Source organism: Pseudomonas delhiensis, from assembly GCF_900187975.1.
Lineage (GTDB): Bacteria > Pseudomonadota > Gammaproteobacteria > Pseudomonadales > Pseudomonadaceae > Pseudomonas > Pseudomonas delhiensis.
Genome location: NZ_FZPC01000044.1, coordinates 1 through 21,898, shown reverse-complemented (window position 1 = coordinate 21,898; position 21,898 = coordinate 1). Strand labels below are relative to the sequence as shown.

The 21,898-nt window shown below is 68.7% G+C and carries 14 protein-coding genes; 5 read left to right on the top strand and 9 right to left on the bottom strand.

Features of this window, described 5'->3' with window-relative positions; translation table 11 throughout:
* Positions 1-65 precede the first annotated feature (65 nt).
* Entirely contained in the window at positions 66-1,343 is a 1,278-nt protein-coding gene (locus CHC02_RS27765) for an OprD family porin (protein WP_089394606.1), read from the top strand.
* Between the two features lie 704 nt (positions 1,344-2,047).
* Here the strand turns inward: CHC02_RS27765 and CHC02_RS27760 are convergent.
* From CHC02_RS27760 to CHC02_RS27735, 6 genes are read right to left on the bottom strand one after another with little or no spacing between them, the layout of a single operon-like run.
* The gene (locus tag CHC02_RS27760) at positions 2,048-2,869 is read right to left on the bottom strand and encodes a peptidylprolyl isomerase (protein WP_089394605.1); all 822 of its coding nucleotides are present in this window, start codon (positions 2,867-2,869) and stop codon (positions 2,048-2,050) included.
* An 11-nt stretch (positions 2,870-2,880) separates the two neighbouring features.
* Positions 2,881-3,564, bottom strand: coding sequence for a respiratory nitrate reductase subunit gamma (gene narI, locus CHC02_RS27755; protein ID WP_089394604.1), 684 nt, complete (start codon positions 3,562-3,564; stop codon positions 2,881-2,883).
* Positions 3,565-3,577: 13 nt separating this feature from the next.
* Entirely contained in the window at positions 3,578-4,339 is a 762-nt protein-coding gene (narJ, locus tag CHC02_RS27750; protein ID WP_089394603.1) for a nitrate reductase molybdenum cofactor assembly chaperone, read from the bottom strand.
* Positions 4,332-5,888 (bottom strand): nitrate reductase subunit beta, encoded by a 1,557-nt coding sequence (gene narH / locus CHC02_RS27745; RefSeq protein WP_089394602.1) that lies wholly within the window; start codon positions 5,886-5,888, stop codon positions 4,332-4,334. The genes narJ and narH overlap by 8 nt, the downstream gene beginning before the upstream one ends.
* Positions 5,885-9,649, bottom strand: a complete 3,765-nt coding sequence (locus tag CHC02_RS27740; protein WP_089394601.1) for a nitrate reductase subunit alpha — start codon at positions 9,647-9,649, stop codon at positions 5,885-5,887. Before CHC02_RS27740 ends, narH begins: the two co-directional genes overlap by 4 nt.
* A 29-nt stretch (positions 9,650-9,678) precedes the next feature.
* Positions 9,679-12,327, bottom strand: a complete 2,649-nt coding sequence (locus CHC02_RS27735; RefSeq protein ID WP_089394600.1) for a nitrate/nitrite transporter — start codon at positions 12,325-12,327, stop codon at positions 9,679-9,681.
* Between the two features lie 329 nt (positions 12,328-12,656).
* Here CHC02_RS27735 and CHC02_RS27730 point away from each other — a divergent pair, with 329 nt between their 5' ends.
* The 4 genes from CHC02_RS27730 (at position 12,657) to CHC02_RS27715 (ending at position 16,405) form a co-directional block, all read left to right on the top strand.
* Positions 12,657-14,351: an FAD-dependent monooxygenase gene (locus tag CHC02_RS27730; RefSeq protein ID WP_089394599.1), complete on the top strand. Its 1,695-nt coding sequence runs from the start codon at positions 12,657-12,659 to the stop codon at positions 14,349-14,351.
* A gap of 10 nt (positions 14,352-14,361) precedes the next feature.
* A complete protein-coding gene (locus tag CHC02_RS27725; protein WP_089394598.1) occupies positions 14,362-14,544 on the top strand; it encodes a DUF2783 domain-containing protein in 183 nt (60 codons plus the stop codon).
* 90 nt (positions 14,545-14,634) lie between these two features.
* Positions 14,635-15,438 carry a helix-turn-helix transcriptional regulator gene (locus tag CHC02_RS27720; protein ID WP_089394597.1) on the top strand — a complete coding sequence of 268 codons (804 nt, stop codon included), beginning with the start codon at positions 14,635-14,637 and terminating at the stop codon, positions 15,436-15,438.
* A 433-nt stretch (positions 15,439-15,871) separates the two neighbouring features.
* Positions 15,872-16,405: an REP-associated tyrosine transposase gene (locus tag CHC02_RS27715; RefSeq protein WP_089394596.1), complete on the top strand. Its 534-nt coding sequence runs from the start codon at positions 15,872-15,874 to the stop codon at positions 16,403-16,405.
* A 377-nt stretch (positions 16,406-16,782) separates the two neighbouring features.
* Here the strand turns inward: CHC02_RS27715 and CHC02_RS27710 are convergent, their stop codons facing one another.
* The 3 genes from CHC02_RS27710 to CHC02_RS27700 all read right to left on the bottom strand — a co-directional run.
* Positions 16,783-19,194, bottom strand: a complete 2,412-nt coding sequence (locus tag CHC02_RS27710; RefSeq protein ID WP_089394595.1) for a glucose/quinate/shikimate family membrane-bound PQQ-dependent dehydrogenase — start codon at positions 19,192-19,194, stop codon at positions 16,783-16,785.
* Between the two features lie 44 nt (positions 19,195-19,238).
* Positions 19,239-21,356: a TonB-dependent receptor family protein gene (locus CHC02_RS27705; protein WP_089394594.1), complete on the bottom strand. Its 2,118-nt coding sequence runs from the start codon at positions 21,354-21,356 to the stop codon at positions 19,239-19,241.
* A 62-nt stretch (positions 21,357-21,418) separates the two neighbouring features.
* The coding region (locus tag CHC02_RS27700; protein ID WP_176450352.1) for a carbohydrate porin at positions 21,419-21,898 on the bottom strand (480 nt) is incomplete at its 5' end.

The window sequence follows — 21,898 nt, the reverse complement described above, 5'->3', positions numbered from 1 at the left end:
ATCGCCTGGCCACCCGGGCCAGGCCCCTGGTTACACCCATAACAAGAACAAGAAGGTAGTACCCCATGAGCACTCAATCTTTCGACTTCAGACTGTCCGGCCTGGCGGGGTTCGCGGCCTTGCTCTCGCAAAGCGCGTTCGCGGACCTCATCGAGGACAGCAGCGTCACCCTCACTGCCCGCAACTTCTACCTGGACCGGGACTACAAGGACGAAACCCCGTACCCCGCCGCCCGGGAATGGGCCCAGGGGTTCATCGTCAGGGCCCATTCAGGCTTCACCGAGGGGACTGTCGGCTTCGGCCTCGATGCGACAGGGATGCTGGGGCTCAAGCTCGACTCGTCGCCGGACCGCACGGGCACCCAGTTGCTTTCCTACGACCCGCTGAGCCGGGAAGTGAGGGACGAGTACTCCGAACTCGGCCTGGCCCTGAAAGGCAAGGTCTCCAGGACCAGGGTATCGGTAGGAACGCAGTTCCCCTCGCTGCCGGTGATCTACGCAAGCCCTGCCCGGCTTCTACCGCAGTCGTTCCGCGGGGTCTACATGATCTCCGACGAGCTGGACGGGCTGACGCTTCATGCGGGGCGAATGGACCGGGTCAACCAGCGGGACTCCACCGATTACCAGCCGCTCGCACTGGCATCGCCCAATGGCCGTTTCCAGCCCGGGGCGACCGCCGAGCGCTTCGACTTCCATGGTGTCGACTATCGCTGGACCGACAACCTGACCTTGCGCCTGTTCCATGCGGAACTGCGGGACATCTATACCCAGGACTTCCTGGGCGCGCTCCATTGGCTGCCGCTGGGCGAAAGCAGGCTCAAGTCGGATATCCGCGTATTCGACAGCCGCGACGACGGCCAGGCCAAGGCCGGGAAGGTCGACAACCTGAACGTGGGCGGCATGTTCAGCTACCTGTGGGGCGGCCACAGCCTGGGCGTCGGCTACATGCGCCAGTTCGGCGATACCGCCTTTCCCTACCTCGCCGGCGGCGAGCCCATCGTGCTGAGCGACGGCACCCTGAGCGCGGACTTCGTGAACCCCAGGGAGCGCACCTGGACCCTGAGGTACGACTACGACTTCGCCGCCTCGGGCATACCGGGCCTGACCGGCATGGCGCGCTACCTGCACGGCGACAGCATCGACCTGCCTGCGCTGGGCGGCGGCAGCCTCAGCGAGTCCTCGAAGGACTTCGAACTATCCTACGTCATCCAGTCCGGCCCCGCGAAAGGCCTGGCGTTCCGGTTGCGAGAGACCTTCTACCGAAACCAGCAGAATGCGAACGCCACGTTCCGAAGCGACAACGAGACGCGGATAAACATCGACTACACCATCAGGCTCTGGTGAGCCGACCGGCCGGGGTGCAGCGGGTGTTGGGTTCCCAGGAGTTCGCTCCTACGGGAAACGCCGTGCCTCGTTGCGGACTGTAGGAGCGGGCCCTGCCCGCGATTCGCGCGCAGGGCGCGCTCCTACAGGGTGGAGCCAGGCGCCCCGGTAGCATGGCCAACGGGTAGACCTGGCGTAGGGCGAATAACGCTCCGCGTTATCCGCCGTTCGACCTTGGCCGCATTCCGCTCGGTACCGGGCACGGAGCCGCTGTCGGAACCACGCCAGACTCAACCACGGAGTTGCCGACAAGGAAGGTGTAGCGGCGGATAACCGCGAACGGTTATTCGCCCTACGTCACCGGCAGGCCTGGCGTTATCCGCCGATCGCGGACGGAGTCCGCTCCTACGGGGAAGCTCCGTGCCTCATTGCAGACTGTAGGAGCGGGCCCTGCCCGCGATTCGCGCGCAGGGCGCGCTCCTACAGGGTGGAGCCAGGCGCCCCGGTAGCATGGCCAACGGCGTACAACCGCGAACGGTTGTACGCCCTACGGGTGGCCTGGCGTAGGGCGAATAACGCTCCGCGTTATCCGCCGTTTGACCTCGGTCGCATTCCGCTCGGTGCCGGGCACGGAGCCGCCGTCGGAGCCGCGCCAGGCTCGACCACGGAGTCGCCGGCAAGGAAGGTGTAGCGGCGTATAACCGCGAACGGTTATACGCCCTACGTCACGACCGGGCGCCATGCTCGGGGCTGTCGTCGAGGGTGATGCCCTTGACGCCTATTTCCTTTTCCAGGGCCAGCAGGTATTGGCGCAGGGCCTGGCGGGTGGCTTCCTCGCGCAGGCTGTGGCGCACGCGGGCGCTGACCTGGGCGTAGGGCAGCGGCCTGCTTTCGCGGCGGTCGTCGATGCTCACCAGGTGCCAGCCGTAGCGCGAGGCCAGGGGGCGGTCGTGCAGGCCCGGGGGCAGGCGCTGCAGGGCCTGGTCGAGTTCGGCCACGGTTTGCCCGGCGCTTAGCCAGCCGAGGTCGCCGCCTTCTTCCTTCGACGGGCAGGCCGAGTGGCGTTGGGCCAGTTCGGTGAAGCGTTGCGGCTCGCGGTGCAGTTCGCGCAGCAGCTTTTCGCCCAGGTGGTAGTGGGCGTCGCGGGCGCTGGCGTCGTCCGGGGCGGCGGGCAGGAGGATGTGCCGGACCTTGACCCGGGCCGGCTCGGCGAAGCGTTCGCGGTGCGCCTCGAAGTAGCGCCGGCAGGCCTCTTCGTCGGGCTCGGGGACTTGCAGTTCACGCTCCAGCAGCGCCGCCACGGCCTGGTCGGCGCCCTCCTCCCCCAATTGGCCTTCGGGCAGCAGGCCGAGGCTGGCGGCCCTTTGCCCCAGCAGTTCACGCACCACCAGGGCGCGGGCCGCCTGCAGTTGCGCCTCGGCCAGGGAGGCGGCCGGGTGGAAGGGGGTTTCCCGGGCGATGTCGGCTTCGCTGAGCCGGGCGTTGCCGACGCGGATAACCGCGACGGGTTCGTCCGGCAGGTTCTCGACGGCGATCATTTGGGCCATGGCTTCGCTCCTCAGCCGCGCCGGCGGACGATCTGGTAGTTACGCCCGAAGTAGCCCAGGGGGATGCTCCAGACGTGCACCAGGCGGGTGAAAGGGAACAGCAGGATGATGGTCAGGCCGAGGAAGATGTGGATCTTGAAGATCAGCGGCGTGCCGATCAGGAAGCTGGCCGCGTCGCCGCGGAAGAACACGATGGACTGCGCCCAGCCGGCCAGGGCCAGCATCATCTCGCCGTCCAGGTGGTGCAGCGAGAAGAAGATGGTGATCAGCCCCAGGCAGGCCTGCAGCAGCAAGAGCGCGATGATCAGGTTGTCCATGAAGCTGGACGAGGCCCGTACCCGCGGGTTGAACAGCCGCCGCCACAGCAGCATGGCGCCGCCGATCACGCAGAGCACCCCGGCAATGCCGCCGAAGACGATGGCCATGAGCTGCTTGTGGCCGGCGGAAAGAAACGGCTCGTAGACCCAGTGCGGGGTCAGCAGGCCGACCAGGTGACCGAAGAAGATCGCCAGGATGCCGATGTGGAACAGGTTGCTGGCCAGGCGCATGTGGCGGCTGGAGAGCAGCTGGCTGGAGCCGGTCTTCCAGGTGTACTGGCCGTAGTCGTAGCGCAGCAGGCTGCCGAGCAGGAACACGGTGCCGGCCAGGTAGGGGTAGTAACCGTAGAGCAGGTGCAGAACGTAGTCTTCGAACATGGTGAGCCTCCGTTCATTGGCCGTCCGCCAGGGGCGGCGGGGTGGTCGGCAGGACCTGGATGACCTGCGGGACCGCTTCGTACTTGCGCTCGGCCAGGCGCCGGCCCTCGGCGGATTGCAGGCTGCAGTCCTGGTCGGAGTCGGCGTTGAAGCGGACGATTTCCTCTTCCCAGACCGCATCCAGGGCTTGCGGGGTGTCGTCCGGCGCCTCCCCTTCCACCGCCGGGCGCTGCTGCTGGATCAGTTCGCTGCGGCCGATCAGCGCCAGCAGCGCGTGGGGCACCAGGGCGTGGTCGGCGCCGCGCTCTTCCAGACGCGCGGCGAGCAGCGCGAGGATGTGCTGGATGTCGCCCAGCCACTGGCCGATCTCCGCGTGGCTGCGGGTGGAGAGGTATTCGAGGAACAGCGGCAGGTGGTCGGGCAGTTCGCGGGCGTCGAGCTGGAAGCCGGCGGCCTGGTACTCGGCCAGCAGGTCGACCATGGCCTGGCCGCGGTCGCGGGATTCGCCGTGGACGTGCTCGAACAGCAGCAGCGAGACCGAGCGGCTGCGGTCGAAGAGTTCGACGTAGGCCTCCTGCAAGTCGAGCAGTTCGCTTTGCGCCAGGCGCCGGCACCACTGCCGCAGGCGCTCGCGCAACGCGGCGGGCAGGCGCGTCTCGGCGCCGAGGATGGCGGCCAGCTCGCCGGCCGCCGCCTGCAGTTCGGCGCAGGGGTAGTCGAGCAGCCGGGCCAGCACGCGCAGGCTCAGCAGGCCCTCGGGCTGGCGCTCATCCATGGCGGCTGTCCTCCACCGGGTCGAAGGTCTGCACCGGCTTGACCAGGGTGGTGGTCTGCTTGCTGCCGCCGAACAGACTGACCTCGCTGTTGCCGCCGTGGCAGCCGTTGCCGAAGGTGAAGCCGCAGCCGCTGCGCTCGGCATAGGCGTCGGGCAGGGCCTCGCGGTGCCCGGTGGGGATGACGAAGCGGTCCTCGTAGTTGGCGATGGCCAGGTAGCGGTACATCTCCTCCACCTGGCGCTGGCTCAGGCCGACCTGCTGCAGCACCGCCTCGTTCAGGGTGCCGTCCACGTGCTTGGCGCGCATGTATACGCGCATGGCCATCAGCCGCTTGAGGGCCAGCACCACCGGCGCCTCCTCACCCGCGGTGAGCATGTTGGCCAGGTAGCGCACGGGGATGCGCAGCGATTCGATCTTCGGCAGCACGCCGTCGAACTCCACGTGGCCGGCCTCGGCGGCGGACTGGATGGGCGACAGCGGCGGCACGTACCAGACCATGGGCAGGGTGCGGTACTCCGGGTGCAGCGGCAGGGCCAGCTGCCAGTCGATGGCCAGCTTGTACACCGGCGAGGCCTGGGCGGCGGCGATGACGCTGTCGGGCACGCCGTCCTTGCGCGCCTGCTCGATCACCTGCGGGTCGTGGGGGTCGAGGAAAATTTCGCACTGGCGGTGGTAGAGGTCGCGGTCATCGGCCGAGGCGGCCACTTCCTCGATGCGGTCGGCGTCGTAGAGCAGCACGCCGAGGTAGCGGATGCGCCCCACGCAGGTCTCCGAGCAGACCGTCGGCTGGCCGGTCTCGATGCGCGGGTAGCAGAAGATGCACTTCTCGGATTTGCCGCTCTTCCAGTTGTAGTAGATCTTCTTGTACGGGCAGCCGCTGATGCACATGCGCCAGCCGCGGCACTTGTCCTGGTCGATCAGGACGATGCCGTCCTCCTCGCGCTTGTAGATCGCCCCGCTGGGGCACGAGGCCACGCACGCCGGGTTCAGGCAGTGCTCGCACAGGCGCGGCAGGTACATCATGAAGGTGTTCTCGAACTGGCCGTAGATGTCGGCCTGGACCTGCTCGAAGTTGATGTCCTTGCGCCGCTTGGCGAACTCGGTGCCCAGCAGTTCCTCCCAGTTCGGCCCCCACTCCACCTTGTCCATGCGCTGCCCGCTGATCAGCGAGCGCGGCCGCGCCACCGGCTGGTGCTCGCCCTGGGCGGCGCTGTGCAGGTGCTGGTAGTCGAAGGTGAAGGGTTCGTAGTAGTCGTCGATCTGCGGCAGGTCGGGGTTGGCGAAGATGTTCGCCAGCACCCGCCACTTGCCGCCGATGCGCGGGTTGATGGAGCCGTCGGCGTTGCGCACCCAGCCGCCGTTCCACTTCTTCTGGTTCTCCCACTCCTTGGGGTAGCCGATGCCGGGCTTGGTCTCGACGTTGTTGTACCAGGCGTACTCGATGCCTTCGCGGCTGGTCCAGACGTTCTTGCAGGTGACCGAGCAGGTGTGGCAGCCGATGCACTTGTCGAGGTTGAGGACCATGCCGACCTGGGAACGGATCTTCATTTCACCGCCTCCTGCTGGTAGTCGTTGCCTTCGCCGTCGAGCCAGTCGATGCGCTTCATCTTGCGCACGATGACGAACTCGTCGCGGTTGGAGCCGACGGTGCCGTAGTAGTTGAAGCCGTAGGACAGCTGGGCGTAGCCGCCGATCATGTGGGTCGGCTTGGGGCACACCCGCGTCACCGAGTTGTGGATGCCGCCGCGGGTGCCCGTCACTTCGGAGCCGGGCACGTTGAGGATGCGTTCCTGGGCGTGGTACATCATCGCCATGCCCGGGCGCACCCGCTGGCTGACCACCGCCCGCGCGGCGATGGCGCCGTTGGCGTTGTAGAGCTCGATCCAGTCGTTGTCGACCACGCCGATGGCGCGCGCGTCGTCCTCGCTGATCCAGACGATGGGCCCGCCGCGCGACAGCGTCTGCATCAGCAGGTTGTCGCTGTAGGTGGAGTGGATGCCCCACTTCTGGTGCGGCGTCAGCCAGTTCAGGGCGATCTCCGGGTTGCCGTTGCTGCGCGGCTCGGCGACGCTGGCCGCGGCCTTGGTGTCGATGGGCGGGCGGTAGACCATCAGGCTCTCGCCGAAGGCGCGCATCCAGGGGTGGTCCTGGTAGAACTGCTGGCGGCCGGTCAGGGTGCGCCAGGGGATCAGCTCGTGGACGTTGGTGTAGCAGGCGTTGTAGCTCACGTGCTCGTCCTCCAGGCCCGACCAGGTGGGGCTGGAGATGATCTTGCGCGGCTGCGCCACCAGGTCGCGGAAGCGGATCTTCTCTTCCTGCTTGGGCCGCGCCAGGTGGGTGTGGTCGCGCCCGGTGATCTTCGACAGCGCGGCCCAGGCCTTGACCGCCACCTGGCCGTTGGTTTCCGGGGCCAGGGTGAGGATCATCTCCGCCGCGTCCACCGCCGAGGCCAGCCGCGGCCGCCCTTCGGCGGAACCGTCGAGCTTGCGGTAGTTGAGCTTGCCGAGCAGCTCGACCTCTTCCTGGGTCTGCCAGGCGATGCCCTTGCCGCCGTTGCCCAGGGTGTCCAGCAGCGGGCCGACGGAGCTGAAGCGCTCGTAGGTTTCCGGGTAGTTGCGCTTGACCTCGATCAGCGAGGGCATGGTCTTGCCGGGGATGGGCTCGCACTCGCCCTTCTTCCAGTCGCGCACCTGCGCCTGGGCCAGTTCGCCGGGGCTGTCGTGCTGCAGCGGCAGGGTCACCAGGTCGGTTTCCTCGCCCAGGTGGCCGACGCACAGGCGCGAGAAGGCGCGGGCGATGCCGTCGTAGATCTGCCAGTCGCTGCGCGCTTCCCAGGCCGGGTCGGTGGCGGCGGTGAGCGGGTGGATGAAGGGATGCATGTCCGAGGTGTTGAGGTCGTCCTTCTCGTACCAGGTCGCCGTCGGCAGCACCACGTCGGAGTACAGGCAGGTGGTGGACATGCGGAAGTCCAGGGTCACCAGCAGGTCGAGCTTGCCCTCGATGGGCTCGTCCTTCCACAGCACCTCTTCGGGCTTCTGCTTGCCGGCCTCGCCCAGGTCCTTGCCGAGCACGCCGTTCTTGGTGCCGAGCAGGTACTTGAGCATGTACTCGTGGCCCTTGCCCGAGCTGCCCAGCAGGTTGGAGCGCCAGACGAACAGGTTGCGCGGGTGGTTCTGCGGGTTGTCCGGGTCTTCGCTGGCGAAGCGCAGCTGGCCGCTCTTGAGCTGCTCGACGGTGTAGTCGACGGTGCTCTTGCCGGCGGCCTGGGCCGCGGCGGCCAGGCGCAGCGGGTTGGTGCCCAGCTGCGGCGCCGAGGGCAGCCAGCCCATGCGCTCGGCGCGCACGTTGAAGTCCACCAGGCTGCCGCTGAAGTCCTGCGGCCGGGCCAGGGGCGAGAGCAGTTCCTTCACCTCCAGCTTCTCGTAGCGCCACTGGCTGGAGTGGTTGTAGAAGAACGAGGTGCCGTTCATGTGCCGCGGCGGGCGGTGCCAGTCCAGGGCGAAGGCCAGGGGCGTCCAGCCGGTCTGCGGGCGCAGCTTCTCCTGGCCGACGTAGTGCGACCAGCCGCCGCCGCTCTGGCCGATGCAGCCGCAGAGGATCAGCATGTTGATCAGCCCGCGGTAGTTCATGTCCATGTGGTACCAGTGGTTCATCCCGGCGCCGACGATGATCATGGAGCGGCCGTGGGTCTTGTCGGCGTTCTCGGCGAACTCGCGGGCGATGCGGATCATCTGCGCCGCCGGCACCCCGGTGATCGCCTCCTGCCAGGCCGGGGTGTAGGGCTTGAGCTGGCCGTAGTCGCTGGCGCCATCGTCCTCGCCGGCGCCGCCCACGGTGGGCTGCAGGCCGCGGTCGATGCCGTAGTTGGCGGCCATCAGGTCGAACACGCTGGCCGCCAGCACCTCGCGGCCGTCGGCCAGTTGCAGGCGCTTGGCCGGCACGTGGTGGTAGAGCACGTCGCGCACGGGGACGTTGGGGAAGTGCTTGCGCTCGATGCCGCCGAAGTACGGGAAGGCCACCCGCGCCACCTCGTCGTGGCGGCCCAGCAGCGACAGCGCCAGGCGCACCTCGCGGCCCTCGGCGTCCACCGGCTCCAGGTTCCAGTGGCCGGTCTCGCCCCAGCGGAAGCCGATGGAGCCGCGCGGCACCACCAGGCGCTCGCCGGCCTCGTCCCAGGCCAGGGTCTTCCACTCGGGGTTGTTGGCCTGGGCCAGGTTGCCGGCGAAGTCGCTGGCGCGCAGTTGCTTGCCGGGGACCAGGCCGCCCTCGGCGCGCGGCTCCAGCTCCACCAGGATCGGCAGGTCGGTGTAGCGCCGCGCGTAGTCGCTGAAGTAGGCCCGCGGGTTCTCCAGGTGGAATTCCCTGAAGATCACCTGGCCCATGGCGATGGCCAGGGCCGAGTCGGTGCCCTGCTTGGCGCTCATCCACTCGTCGCAGAGCTTGGAGATTTCCGCGTAGTCCGGGGTGATGGCCACGGTCTTGGTGCCCTTGTAGCGCACCTCGGTGAAGAAGTGCGCATCGGGGGTCCGCGTCTGCGGCACGTTGCTGCCCCAGGCGATGAGGTAGCCGGAATTGTACCAGTCGGCGGACTCGGGCACGTCGGTCTGCTCGCCCCACACCTGCGGCGAGGCGGGCGGCAGGTCGCAGTACCAGTCGTAGAAGCTCAGGCACACCCCGCCGATCAGCGACAGGTAGCGGGTGCCCGAGGCATAGCTGACCATGGACATGGCCGGGATCGGCGAGAAGCCGGCGACGCGGTCCGGGCCGTAGGTCTTGATGGTGTAGACGTTGGCCGCGGCGACCAGCGTCTGCAGCTCGTCCCAGTCGCTGCGCACGAAGCCGCCGCGGCCGCGGATGGACTTGTACTGCCTGGCCTTCTGCGGGTCCTCGACGATGCTCGCCCAGGCCAGCACCGGATCGGCGTGGCTGGCCAGCGCCTCGCGCCACAGCTGGATCAGCGCCTTGCGCACCAGCGGGTATTTCAGCCGGTTGGCGCTGTACAGGTACCAGGAATAGCTGGCCCCGCGCGGGCAGCCGCGCGGCTCGTGGTTGGGCAGGTCCGGGCGGGTGCGCGGGTAGTCGGTCTGCTGCGTCTCCCAGGTGACCAGGCCATTCTTCACGTAGATCTTCCAGCTGCACGAGCCGGTGCAGTTCACCCCGTGGGTGGAGCGGGCGATCTTGTCGAACTGCCAGCGCTGCCGGTAGCCGTCCTCCCAGGCGCGGCTCTCGTCGCGAGTCTCGCCGTGGCCGCCGGCGAAGGCCGGCGGGCGTTTGACCAGGTAGCGCAGGCGGTCGATGAAGTAACTCATTTCTCTCCTCCTCGGCGCGGGCCGGATGGCTAGCAGCTCACCTCGGCGTTACGGCGGGTGTAGTAGAACCAGGTCACCAGGATGCACAGGGCGTAGAAGACGATGAAGCCGTAGAGCGCCCACTCCGGCCCACCGGTCAGGTCGAACGAACTGCCGAACGACTTCGGGATGAAGAAGCCGCCGTAGGCCGCCACCGCCGAGATGAAGCCCACCGCGGCGGCGGACTCCTTCTCGCTCTGCAGCGCCTGCTGCCCGGCGGGCAGCCCGGGGAACAGGCGCGGCGTCTGGATGCGGAAGATCGCCGGGATCATCTGCGTGGTGCTGGCGTTGCCGACCCCGGAGAAGAAGAACAGCAGCAGGAACATGGCCAGGAAGCCCCAGAAGGCCCCCGGCTGGTCCTTGATGCCGATGAAGAACAGCACGCCGCCGACGCACGCGGCCATGGCGACGAACACCCAGAGGCTGATGCGCCCGCCGCCGAAGCGGTCGGCCAGGCCGCCGGAGAAGGCGCGGCTCAAGGCGCCGATCAGCGGGCCGAGGAAGGCGAAGCGCAGCACGTCGACCTGCGGGAACAGGTGCCCGGCCAGCAGCGGGAAGCCGGCGGAGAAGCCGATGAAGCTGCCGAAGGTGCCGGTGTAGAGCACGCTCATCAGCCAGGTGTGCTTGCGCTTGAAGATCGCCAGCTGGTCGCTGAACGAGGACTTGGCGCTGGCGATGTCGTTCATCCCGAACCAGGCGGCGAGGGTCGCGGCGATGATGAACGGCACCCAGATGAAGCCGGCGTTCTGCAGCCACAGCGGGGTGCCGGCGGCGGTCACCTGCGGCTCGCCGCCCAGGCCGCCGAACACCGCCAGGGTGATCGCCAGCGGCACCAGGAACTGCATGACGCTCACGCCCAGGTTGCCCAGCCCGGCGTTCAGGCCCATGGCCGCGCCCTTGGCCTGTTTGGGAAAGAAGAACGAGATGTTGGCCATGCTCGAGGAGAAGTTGCCGCCGCCCAGGCCGCACAGCAGGGCGAGGATCAGCATGATCAGGTAGGGCGTATCCGGGTTCTGCACGGCGAAGCCGATCCACAGCGCCGGCACCAGCAGCGAGGCGGTGGACAGCGCGGTCCAGCGCCGGCCGCCGAAGATCGGCACCATGAAGCTGTAGAAGATGCGCAGGGTGGCGCCCGACAGCCCGGGCAGCGCCGCCAGCCAGAACAGCTGGTTGGCCGTGTAGCCGAAGCCGGCCAGCGGCAGCTTGGCCACCACCACCGACCAGACCATCCAGATGGCGAAGGCCAGCAGCAGGTTGGGGATGGAGATCCACAGGTTGCGGGTGGCGATGCGCTTGCCCCTGGCCTCCCAGAACGCGGCGTCCTCCGGGTGCCAGTCCAGCAGCACGAAGCTGCTGGGGGTGGACAGTTCCGGCAGGTCGCGGGTCTCGCGCCGCTCGGCCCACTCCACGCGCTCGGCCATGCGGATGGCGTAGTGCATCCACGCCAGGGCGCCGGCGGCGATCAGGAACAGCAGCATGAAGCAGCTCTGCCACACGCCCAGCACGTCGTTGAGCATGCCGAAGGTCAGCGGCAGGAAGAAGCCGCCGAGGCCGCCGATCATGCCCACCAGGCCGCCCACCACGCCCACGTGCTGCGGGTAGTAGCTGGGGATGTGCTTGAACACCGCGGCCTTGCCCAGCGACATGAAGAAGCCCAGCACCACGATCAGCAGGATGAAGCCGGCCAGGCTCATGTGCAGGGCGAACTCGATGTCGCCGCGCACCCCGGTGACCGTGTAGCGGGTCGGCGGGTAGCTGAGCAGGAAGGTGCACAGCGCCGACATGCCGAGGGTCCAGTACATCACCCGGCGCGCGCCGTAGCGGTCGGACAGCCAGCCGCCGAGGATGCGGAACAGCGACGCCGGCACCGTGTACAGCGCGGCTATCACCCCGGCGCTGGCCAGGCCCAGGCCGAACACCTGCATCAGGTAGTGCGGCAGCCACAGCGCCAGGGCGACGAAGGCGCCGAAGACGAAGAAGTAGTACAGCGAGAAGCGCCATACGCGCAGTTCCGCCAGCGGCGCCAATTGCTCGGCCAGCGGGACCGGCTGGTTCCTGCGCGACTCGCTCTGCGGGTCGGACTTGGCCAGCAGCAGGAAGGCCACGCCCATGGCCGCCAGCACCGAGGCGTACACCAGGGCGGCGCCACGCCAGCCCAGGGCCAGCAGCAGGAAGGGCGCGGCGAAGTTGGTGATGCCGGCGCCGACGTTGCCGGCGCCGAAGATGCCCAGCGCGGTGCCCTGGCGCCCCGGCTCGAACCAGGCCGAGGTATAGGCCGTGCCGACGATGAAGCCGCCGCCGGCCAGGCCCACGCCCAGCGCCGCCAGCAGCAGCGTGTAGAAGTTGCCGGCGAAGGTCAGCAGGTAGACGCACAGCGCCGAGGTCAGCATCAGCAGGCCGAACACCCAGCGCCCGCCGTAGCGGTCGGTCCACAGGCCGAGGAAGATCCGCGAGACCGAGCCGGTCAGCACCGGCGTGGCCATCAGCAGGCCGAGCTGGGTGTCGGACAACCCGTACTCGTCCTTGATCTGCAGACCGAGGATGGAGAACAGCGTCCACACGGCGAAGCAAAGGGTGAACGCCAGCGTCGACAAGCCGAGTGCCCGGTACTGGTCCCGGGCGGGAGCGGTCGTAACCATGCGCACGCAGTCCCTGGCGAGCGCCTCGAATGGCGCTTGCTCTACAGGCCTGGGGCAAGTCCCGATACCGGCGGCTACCGGTCCACAACGAACAGCTTTGCACTCAGGCCAATCACGGTTGATGTTGCTGCTTTCGTTATCGTGGCACCGTTTCGGTGCAAGAACTGAGCGTAGACAGGTTCCGCGAGAATTCCACAACGCCCGTTCAGGAAGAGACCCGCGGGGCGCGGCGCAAGTTGTCCCCTTGCGGGGACATCCCGGCCGCGAGTGGGGGTTAGAGTCGTCGGCGAATCCGCCCACAAGCACAATAATCCCGGAGACGCACCGCGATGCACTGCCCTTCCGCCGAGCCCCGGCGCTCGCTGTATTTCGACTACCAGGTCCACCCCGCCTTCACCGCCGCCGTGGGCGCCGCGCAGGCCGAGCGGCATGCCGTGGTCATCGTCGGCGCCGGGCCCATCGGCCTGGCCACCGCGCTGGACCTGGCCCGCTACGGCATCCCCTCGGTGCTGCTCGAGGCCGAGCAGCAGGTCAGCGAGGGCAGTCGCGCCATCGTCTTCACCCGCCGCTCCATGGAAATCCTCCAGCAGGTGGGCGTGGCCGACCGGGTTACCGCGGCCGGGCTGGGCTGGCGCTTCGGCAACTCCTTCTACCGCAACCAGCTGGTGTTCCGCATGGAGGCGCCGCAGGACGCGGACGACCGCTTCGCCCCCATGACCAACCTGCAGCAGCCCTGCCTGGAGCAGTACCTGGTGGAGGCCGCCCAGGCCAACCCGCTGATCGAGCTGCGCTGGGGCAACAAGGTGACCGCCCTCGCCCAGGCCGCGGACCATGCGCGCCTGGAAGTGGACACCCCCGCCGGCCCCTACGCCCTGGAAGGCCAGTGGGTGATCGCCGCCGACGGGGCGCGCTCGGCCCTGCGCGCGCTGCTCGGGCTGAAGCTCGAAGGCGCGGCCTACGAGGGCCGCTTCGTGATCGCCGACATCCGCATCCGCCTCGACCTGCCCACCGAGCGCCTGGCCTTCTTCGACCCGCCGTGGAACCCCGGCAACACCGTGCTGATGCACCGCGAGCCCGGCGACATCTGGCGCATCGACTACCAGCTGCCGGCCGGCGAGACGCCGGAGCAGGCCCTGGCGCCCGAGTCGCTGCGCGCACGCATCGACGCGCAACTGGCCCTGGTGGGCGTGCGGGAGCCGCAATGGGAGCTGGACTGGTGCTCGGTGTACTCCGCCCGCGCGCTGACCCTGCCGGACTACATCCAGCAGCGGGTGATCTTCACCGGCGACGCCGCGCACCTGCTGCCGATCTTCGGCGTGCGCGGGGCCAACACCGGCTTCCAGGACTGCAACGACCTGGCCTGGAAGCTGGCCCTGGCGCTCAAGGGCCTGGCCGGCCCGGCGCTGCTGCCCTCCTACAGCCACGAGCGCGTCGGCGCGGCGCGGGAGATCATCGCCGAGGCCGGCAAGAGCACCCGCTTCATGACCCCGCCCACGCCCGGCCAGCGCCTGGTGCGCGACGCCGTGCTGTCGCTGTCGCTGAGCCAGGCCTTCGTCCGCCCGCTGTACCACTGGCGCACCTCGCGGCCCCACGACTACGCCGACTCGCCGCTGAACTGCCGCGACGACGACGATGCGCAGTTCCCCGCCGGCCCGCGCCAGGGCGCGCCGCTGCCGAACATCCGCCTGGGCGAGGACGACTACCTGTTCGACCACCTGGGCGCCGCCTTCCACCTGCTGTACTTCACCGAGGCCGGCGAACTGCCCGAAGACCTCCGGGCCCAGGCCGCGGCCCTGCGCGAGCGCGGCATCCCGCTGCGCATCCTGGCCATAGGCACGGCCGACGCGGTGGACGGCGCCGACCTCAGCCTCGCCGACGCCGACGGCCACCTGCGCCGCAAGTACGGCGCGCAACCGGGCTGCGCCTACCTGGCGCGCCCCGACCAGCACGTCTGCGCGCGCTGGCGGCAATTGAGCGGCGCCGCGCTGGGCCGGGCCATCCACACCGCACTGGGCAACGCCTGAGGAAGCCACCATGCAGACACTCACCATCGCCGGGCTGGAAACCGTCTACGAGCAACTGGCCGACACCCTGGACCGCGCCCCCGAGGGGCGGCGCGAGCTGTTCCTGGTCAAGCTGGCGCTGCTCGCCGCCGAGGCCCTGGGCGACCCCACGCGCTTCGCCGAACTGACCGAAACCGCCCTGCTGGACCTCTGAGCCCGGCCGATCCCCGGTCCGCCACGACGGCGGCCGGGGTGCTACAGTGGCCGGCGCCCGCAACCATCAGAACTCCGGAGGGATGTCGCGATGCAGTACTGGCCCCTGCGTGCCGGCAGCGTCGAGCACAGCCTGAACCTCGGCCACGCCGCCAGCCTGTTCGCCCGCGTCGGCGGCAACCGCAGCCGCACCCTGGCCGCCGACCTGCTGCAGCTGATCGGCCCCGGCGTGCCCCTGGCGCAGTGCACCATCTTCGCCTACGCGCCGCGGCGCAACCCGCAGGTGTTCTCCTTCGCCGACCGCGCCCGCGACGTGGCGCTGCCGCGCATCTCCCACAACTACGCCGAACGCTTCTACAGCCAGGACGGCAACCAGCAGGCCATGGCCCACGGCGGCCCGGCCGAGCGCATCCTGGTGCAGCGCCAGGGCATCGACGACATCGCCCATCCCGAATACCGCCGCGTGTGCTACGAGCAGCCGCGCATCAGCGAACGCGTGGCCCTGCTGACGCACTGCGAGAACGAGCGCTGGCTGTCGCTGAACTTCTACCGCGGCCGCGAGCACGGGCACTTCTCCGCCCGCGAGATGGACTACCTGCAAACCCTGGCGCCACTGCTGATCCAGGCCGTGCGCCTGCACTACCAGGCCTGGCTGCAGGCCAACGAACTCCCCCTGCTGCTGGCCGAACGCGTGGCCGCCCGCCAACCGGGCCTGACCCTGCGCGAACAGACGCTGCTGCGCCTGATGCTGACCGGCGCCGACACCGACGCCATCGCCACGCAACTGGGCGTACGCCCCTCCAGCGCCGCCACCTACGTCAAGCGCCTGTACCGCAAGCTGGGCATCGGCGGGCTGCGCGAACTGATCGGCCTGGCGACGCAGGCGCAGTGGTAAGCCCCCACGGTGGGCTTGCCGTAGGGCGAATAACGCTCCGCGTTATCCGCCGTTTGACCTCGGCCCCATGCCGCTCGGTGCCAAGCACGAAGCCGCCCCAAGCCCAACCACGAAGTTGACGGCAATGAAGGTGAAGCGGCGGATAACCGCGAACGGTTATTCGCCCTACGTCCATGGCGGGCTTGGCGTAGGGCGAATAACGCTCCGCGTTATCCGCCGTTTGACCTTCGCCCCATGCCGCTCGGTGCCGAGCACGAAGCCGCCCCAAGCCCAACCACGAAGTTGCCGGCAACGAAGGTGAAGCGGCGGATAACCGCGAACGGTTATTCGCCCTACGCCAGGTCCGAGTTTCTTGTAGGGCGAATAACGCTCCGCGTTATCCGCCGTCCGCCCAGTTACCCTGCCCCATGGCAGAGCACAGGGAGGACCGCCGATGCCGAACTACCGACGCGCCTGGATTCCCGGCGGCACCTACTTCTTCACCGTTACGCTGCGCGACCGCCATTCGGACCTGCTGGTGCGGGAGATAGCCCTGCTCCGCCAGGTCGTCGCCAGGGCCCGGCGCCGCCATCCGTTCCGTATCGACGCATGGGTCGTACTCCCCGAACACATGCATTGCCTGTGGACACTTCCGCCGGGCGACTCCGATTTCGCCACCCGCTGGAAGGCCATCAAATCCGGCTTCGCCCGTCACATCACCCCGGGAGAATGGCTTTCCGCCGCGCAGCGCCTGCGCGGCCAGCGGGGAATCTGGCAGGCACGCTATTGGGAACACCTGATCCGCGACCATGCCGACTACCGGCGGCACTTCGACTACATCCATGTCAATCCGTTGAAACACGGGTTGGTCACGGCGGTGAAGGACTGGCCATTCTCGACCTTCCACCGAGCCGTTGCCGAAGGCATCTACCCCACGGACTGGGCCGGGGACCTTTCACTGGAAGTGCAGGCAGCGGAACGGCATTGAGGCCGACGGCGGATAACCGCGAACGGTTATTCGCCCTACACCCATGGCAGGCCTGGCGTAGGGCGAATAACGCTCCGCGTTATCCGCCGTTTGGCCTTCGCCCCATGCCGCTCGGTGCCAAGCACGAAGCCGCCCCAAGCCCAACCACGAAGTTGCCGGCAACGAAGGTGAAGCGGCGGATAACCGCGAACGGTTATTCGCCCTACACCCATGGCGGGCCTGGCGTAGGGCGAATAACGCTCCGCGTTATCCGCCGTTTGACCTTGGCCCCATACCGCTCGGTGTCGAGCACGGAGCCGCCTGCAAGAGCGCGCCAGCCAAACGAAAACGCCCACGGATCACTCCGCGGGCGTTCTTTCATTCCAGCGTCGCCACCCTCAATCCGGCAGCGCGAAGGCCATCACGTAGTCGCCCTGGCGGGTGCCGAGGGAACCATGCCCACCCGCCATGACCAGCACGTACTGCTTGCCGTCCTTGCCGGTGTAGGTCATCGGGGTGGTCTGGGCGCCGGCGGGCAGGCGGCCTTCCCAGAGGACCTTGCCGTCGCGCAGGTCGTAGGCGCGCAGGTACTGGTCCAGGGTGCCGCTGAGGAAGCCCAGGCCGCTGGCGGTGGTGATCGGACCGCCGAGGCTGGGCACGCCCATGGTCAGCGGCAGCGGGACCGGCGAGCTGTCGCGCACGGTGCCGTTCTTGTGCTTCCAGATCACCTTGTGGGTGGTCAGGTCGACCGCCGCCACGTAGCCCCAGGCCGGGGCCTGGCACGGCAGGCCGACGGGCGACAGGAAGGGCGCCATGATCACGCCGTAGGGCGCGCCGGCGTTGGGTTGCACGCCTTCGGTCTCGCTCTTGCGCGCCGGGCCCCCGGCGACTTCCTCGCTCGGCACCAGCCTGGACTTGAAGGCCATGTAGTCGGGGTTGACGAACATGATCTGGCGCACCGGGTCGACCGATACGCCGCCCCAGTCGAACACCCCGAAGTTGCCCGGGAACACCAGCGAGCCCTGCAGCGACGGCGGGGTGTAGATGCCCTCGTAGCGCAGGGACCTGAAGTCCAGGCGGCAGAGCATCTGGTCGAACGGCGTCACGCCCCACATGTCCTTCTCCTGCAGGGTGGTGGGCATGAAGTTCAGTTCGGACATCGGCTGCGTCGGCGCGGTGTGGTCGCCTTCCACCGCGCCCTGGGGCACCGGGGTCTCGTTGATCGGCACTATGGCCTCGCCGGTGCGGCGGTCGAGCACGTAGATGCTGCCCTGCTTGGTCGATGCCAGCAGCGCCGGCCTGATGCCGTCGGCGGTCTTCAGGTCGACCAGGGTCGGCTGGCCGCCCACGTCCATGTCCCACAGGTCGTGGTGGGTGAACTGGTGGGTCCAGCGCACCTTGCCGGTGGCCAGGTCCAGCGCGGTGACGCCGGCGCTGAACTTCTCGGCCTCGGGGGTGCGGTTGCCGCCCCACTGGTCGGGCATCTGGTTGCCCATGGGCAGGTAGACCAGGCCGAGCTTCTCGTCGACGCTGGCCACCGACCACATGTTCGGCGAGTTGCGGGTGTAGGTCTTGTCGGCGGCGATGGGCGCGGTGGCGTCCGGGTTGCCGCTGTCCCAGTTCCACACCAGGTGGCCGTCGCGCACGTCGTAGGCGCGAATCACCCCGGAAGGCTCGTCGGTGGAGACGTTGTCGGTGACGTGGCCGCCGATGATCACCAGGTCGCGGGTCACCGCCGGCGGCGAGGTGGAGTAGTAGCCGCCGGCGGTGAAGCTGCCGATGTTGGCGCGCAGGTCGATCTCGCCCTTGTTGCCGAAGCCTTCGCAGACCTTGCCGGTGTCGGCGTCGAGGGCGATCAGGCGGGTGTCGGCGGTGGGCACGAACAGGCGTTTCGGGCAACTGCCGGCGGCCGGCGCCGGGCTGGCGACGGTAGTGCCGTCGGCGGCCTTGGCGGCGTAGGCGGCTTCATCGTGGTAGGCCACGCCGCGGCAGGTCATGTGCGCCCAGCCCTTGAAGTTGGCCGCGTTCTGCGTGCTCAGCCTGGGATCGAAGCGCCAGAGTTCCTTGCCGGTGTCCGGGTCCAGGGCGATCACCTGGCTGTGCGGGGTGCACACGTAGAGCTTGCCGTTGACCTTCAGCGGGGTGTTTTCCGCGGTGGTCTCGCCCGGGTCGTTCGGGCCGGGCAGGTCGCCGGTGCGGAAGGTCCAGGCCAGCTTCAACTGGTGGACGTTGTCCGGGTTGATCTGCGTGAGCGGCGAGTAGCGGTCGCCGAAGGCGGTGCGCCCGTAGGCCTGCCAGTCGCCCTCGGGCTGCGCCGGGGCGGCGTTGGGCACGCCGGCGCTGGCGCGGTCGATGCGCCCTTCGATGCGGCCCGGGTTGGTGAACTGCGAGGCGATGGCGCTGGCGCCGGCCAGCACCACGGCCAGGCCCAGCAGCGCGGTGGCCTTGGGCGCGGGGCCCGCGCTCAGCAGCGGGCGGCGCAGCCAGGGCAGCAGCAGGACGATGCCGAGCACGAACCACAGGGCCAGGCGCGGCACCAGCTGCCACCAGTCCAGGCCCACTTCGTACCAGGCCCACAGGGTGCTGCCCAGCAGGAACAGCGCGTACAGGCCGATGGCGGCGGCGCGGCCGAGCAGCAGCAGCACGCCGGTGACGACCAGCGCCACGCCGGCCACCAGGTAGTAGAGCGAGCCGCCCAGGCTCACCAGCTTGACGCCGCCGGCCAGCAGGGCCAGGCCCATCAGCAGCAGCAATAGTCCGAGCAGGCTCGGCAGCAGGCGTGGCCTGCCAAACGCACCGTCAGTGCTCATGGGTGTTCTCCTTCGGTCTTTCAGTGAGCGGGTACTGCTTGGGTTCAGAACTGGTATTCGAGGCCGGCGCCGGCGTACCAGGAGCGCCCCGGAGCGGCCTCGTAGTAGCGGCCGTTGCTGTCGCCGACGATGACCGAGCCGACGTACTGGCGGTCCAGCAGGTTGTCCAGGCGCAGCAACTGGTGGAAGGTCCAGGGCCCGTAGCGCTGTTCGAAGCGGGTGCGCCAGTTGAACACCGCGTAGCTGGGCGCCGGCTTGTCCTCGTTGCTGTCTTCAACATAGACCTTGCTGCGGTACTGCCCCTCGAAGCCCATGCTGATGTCCTGCCGCGGCTTCCACACCAGCTCGCCGTAGAGGCTGCTGCCGGGCACGCCGGGCAGGTGGTTGCCCTTCTCGATGAGGTTGCCGCCCTCGACGAAGTCTTCATCGTATGTGGCCTCCAGGCGGGTGTAGGCGAGGGTCGCGTCCCACTGTTCGTTGAGCTGGCTCTGCACGCCCAGCTCGAAACCGCGGCGCAGCGTCTTGCCGGCGTTCTGGTAGCTGGTGCGGCCGCCGGTGGAGCTGGCCACGACGATTTCGTCGTCGGTGCGGATTTCGAAGACTGCCGCGTTGATCCGCGTGTTGCCGCCGACCCTGGCCTTCAGGCCCAGCTCGTACTGGGTGCTGGTGGCCGGGTCGAGGCCGAAGTTGAAGCTTTCCACCAGGCCCGGGGCGTAGGCCATCTCGGCCTGGGTCGGGGTCTCGAAGCCCTTGCCGGCGCTGACGTAGCCATGCAGCTCGGGAGTGAAGGCGTACATCACCGACAGCGACGGGGTGTTCTTCTGGTACTTCTTCGAACCGCTGGAGTCGCCGTTGGCCAGGTAGTGGTCGTCCACGTCCATCTTCATGGTGCTGTGGCGCAGGCCGGCGTCGAGGGTCCAGTCGCCCAGCTCCCAGCGCGCCTGTACGTAGGGGTCGAGGCTGGTGGCGGTGTCGTCCTCGTCGCGGCGCAGCTCGCCCTTCACGCCCAGTTGGTCGCCGCTGTAGTTCTGGTAGCCGCGGCGGTCGTCGCGGCTGCGGTCGTAGTCCACCCCGGTGGTGACGGTCAGCTCGCCGGGCACCCCCTGCACCGGCTGTATCCAGCGCAGGGTGCCGCCATGGAATTCGCGGTCGAAGTCCACCACGCCGCCGCCGCGCTGGGTGTTGGAGACCACGCCCCTGGGGATCGACAGGTACTGGATGACGCTGCGCTGGCCGGCGTAGAGGTTGAACTGCAGGGTGGCGTCGCCGAAGTAGCGCTCGTAGTTCATGCCCAGCTGCTGGTGGTCGATGCTCTTGCGCGTGTCGTAAGTCTCGGCGGCCGCGGCCACCGAGCGCGGGTCGTGCTTGTAGGCATCCCAGGTCTGGCCCAGCGGGTCCTGGGTGCCGTTCTGCTCCAGGCTGCTGTAGATCAGCGCCAGGCGGCTGTCGTCGTCGGGCCTGAAGTTGAGCTTGGCGAAGGTCTGGTCGCGGCGCGCGGCGCTGTGGTCGCGGTAGCCGTCGGTGTCCATGCGCGAGGCGTCGAGGAGGAAGCCGGCCTTGTCGTTGCCGCCCTCGGCGTAGAGGTGGTTCTTGTTGAAGCCGTCGCTGCCGAAGGTGGTTTCGGCGCCCACCCGCGGCGGGCCGGAGCCGTCGCGGCTGAACATCTGGATCACCCCGCCGGCGTTGCTGCCGTAAATGGTCGAGGCCGGGCCGCGCAGCACCTCGATGCGCTCGGCCACGTCGAGGTTCAGCGTCGCCGCCTGGCCCTGGCCGTCGGGGGTGCTGGCCGGGATGCCGTCACTGAGCAGCTTCAACCCGCGGATGCCGAAGGCCGAGCGGGCGCCGTAGCCGCGCGAGGAAATCTGCAGGTCCTGGGCGTAGTTCTGGCGGTTCTGCACCACCAGGCCGGGCACCCGCGGCAGCACCTCGGAGAGGTTCACGCCGAGCTGGCCGTCGCCGATCCGCGGCTGCTGCACGGTGTCGATGGAGAACGGCAGGTCGAAGCTGGACACCGGCGCGTAGGTGCCGGTGACGACCATCGGGGCGAACACCTCGTCGGCGGGCACGGCGCCGTCCTCGGCGCCGGCGGCGTGGCTGGCGCTCAGCCCCCAGAGCAGCAGCGACGGCTGCAGCAGGGCGAACGGGAGAAAACGCGGGGGCATGCTGGGGTTCCTGCTCCTTGCCCCGGGAACGGGCCGGGGCCTTGTGCTGATGGCGTGGCGGTTCAGAAGCTGGACTGGACCTTCAGCCCGGCGACCAGGGCGTTGTCCACCTCGTAGACGCCGCCGGGATGCTTGATGTACTGCAGGTTCGGCCGCACGGTCAGCCAGTTGGTGACGTGCACCCCGTAGTACAGTTCGGCGTCGTACTCGCTGTGCTGCACCGGCTGGAACAGCGGGTTGTCGTAGTCGTCGATGCCGGCGACCGTATTGACCTGCTTCTGGCGCCTGGTCACGTCGTCATTGATGTGGATACGCGCCACCGCCAGGCCGATGTCGTCCTTCGGCCGGGCGTCGAACAGGCCTTTGTAGAGCATGCCGGCCTGCTGGTAGTTGTCGATGCTGTTGGTGGCCTGGTCGTGCACGGTGAAGTTGGCGAACAGGCTCAGGCCGCGCGAGGCGTCGCCGTCGTGGGCGGTCACCTGCTGCTGCGCCACCACCCACCAGCCGTGCTTGCTGCCGTGGGACTTGAAGGCGTCGCCGGT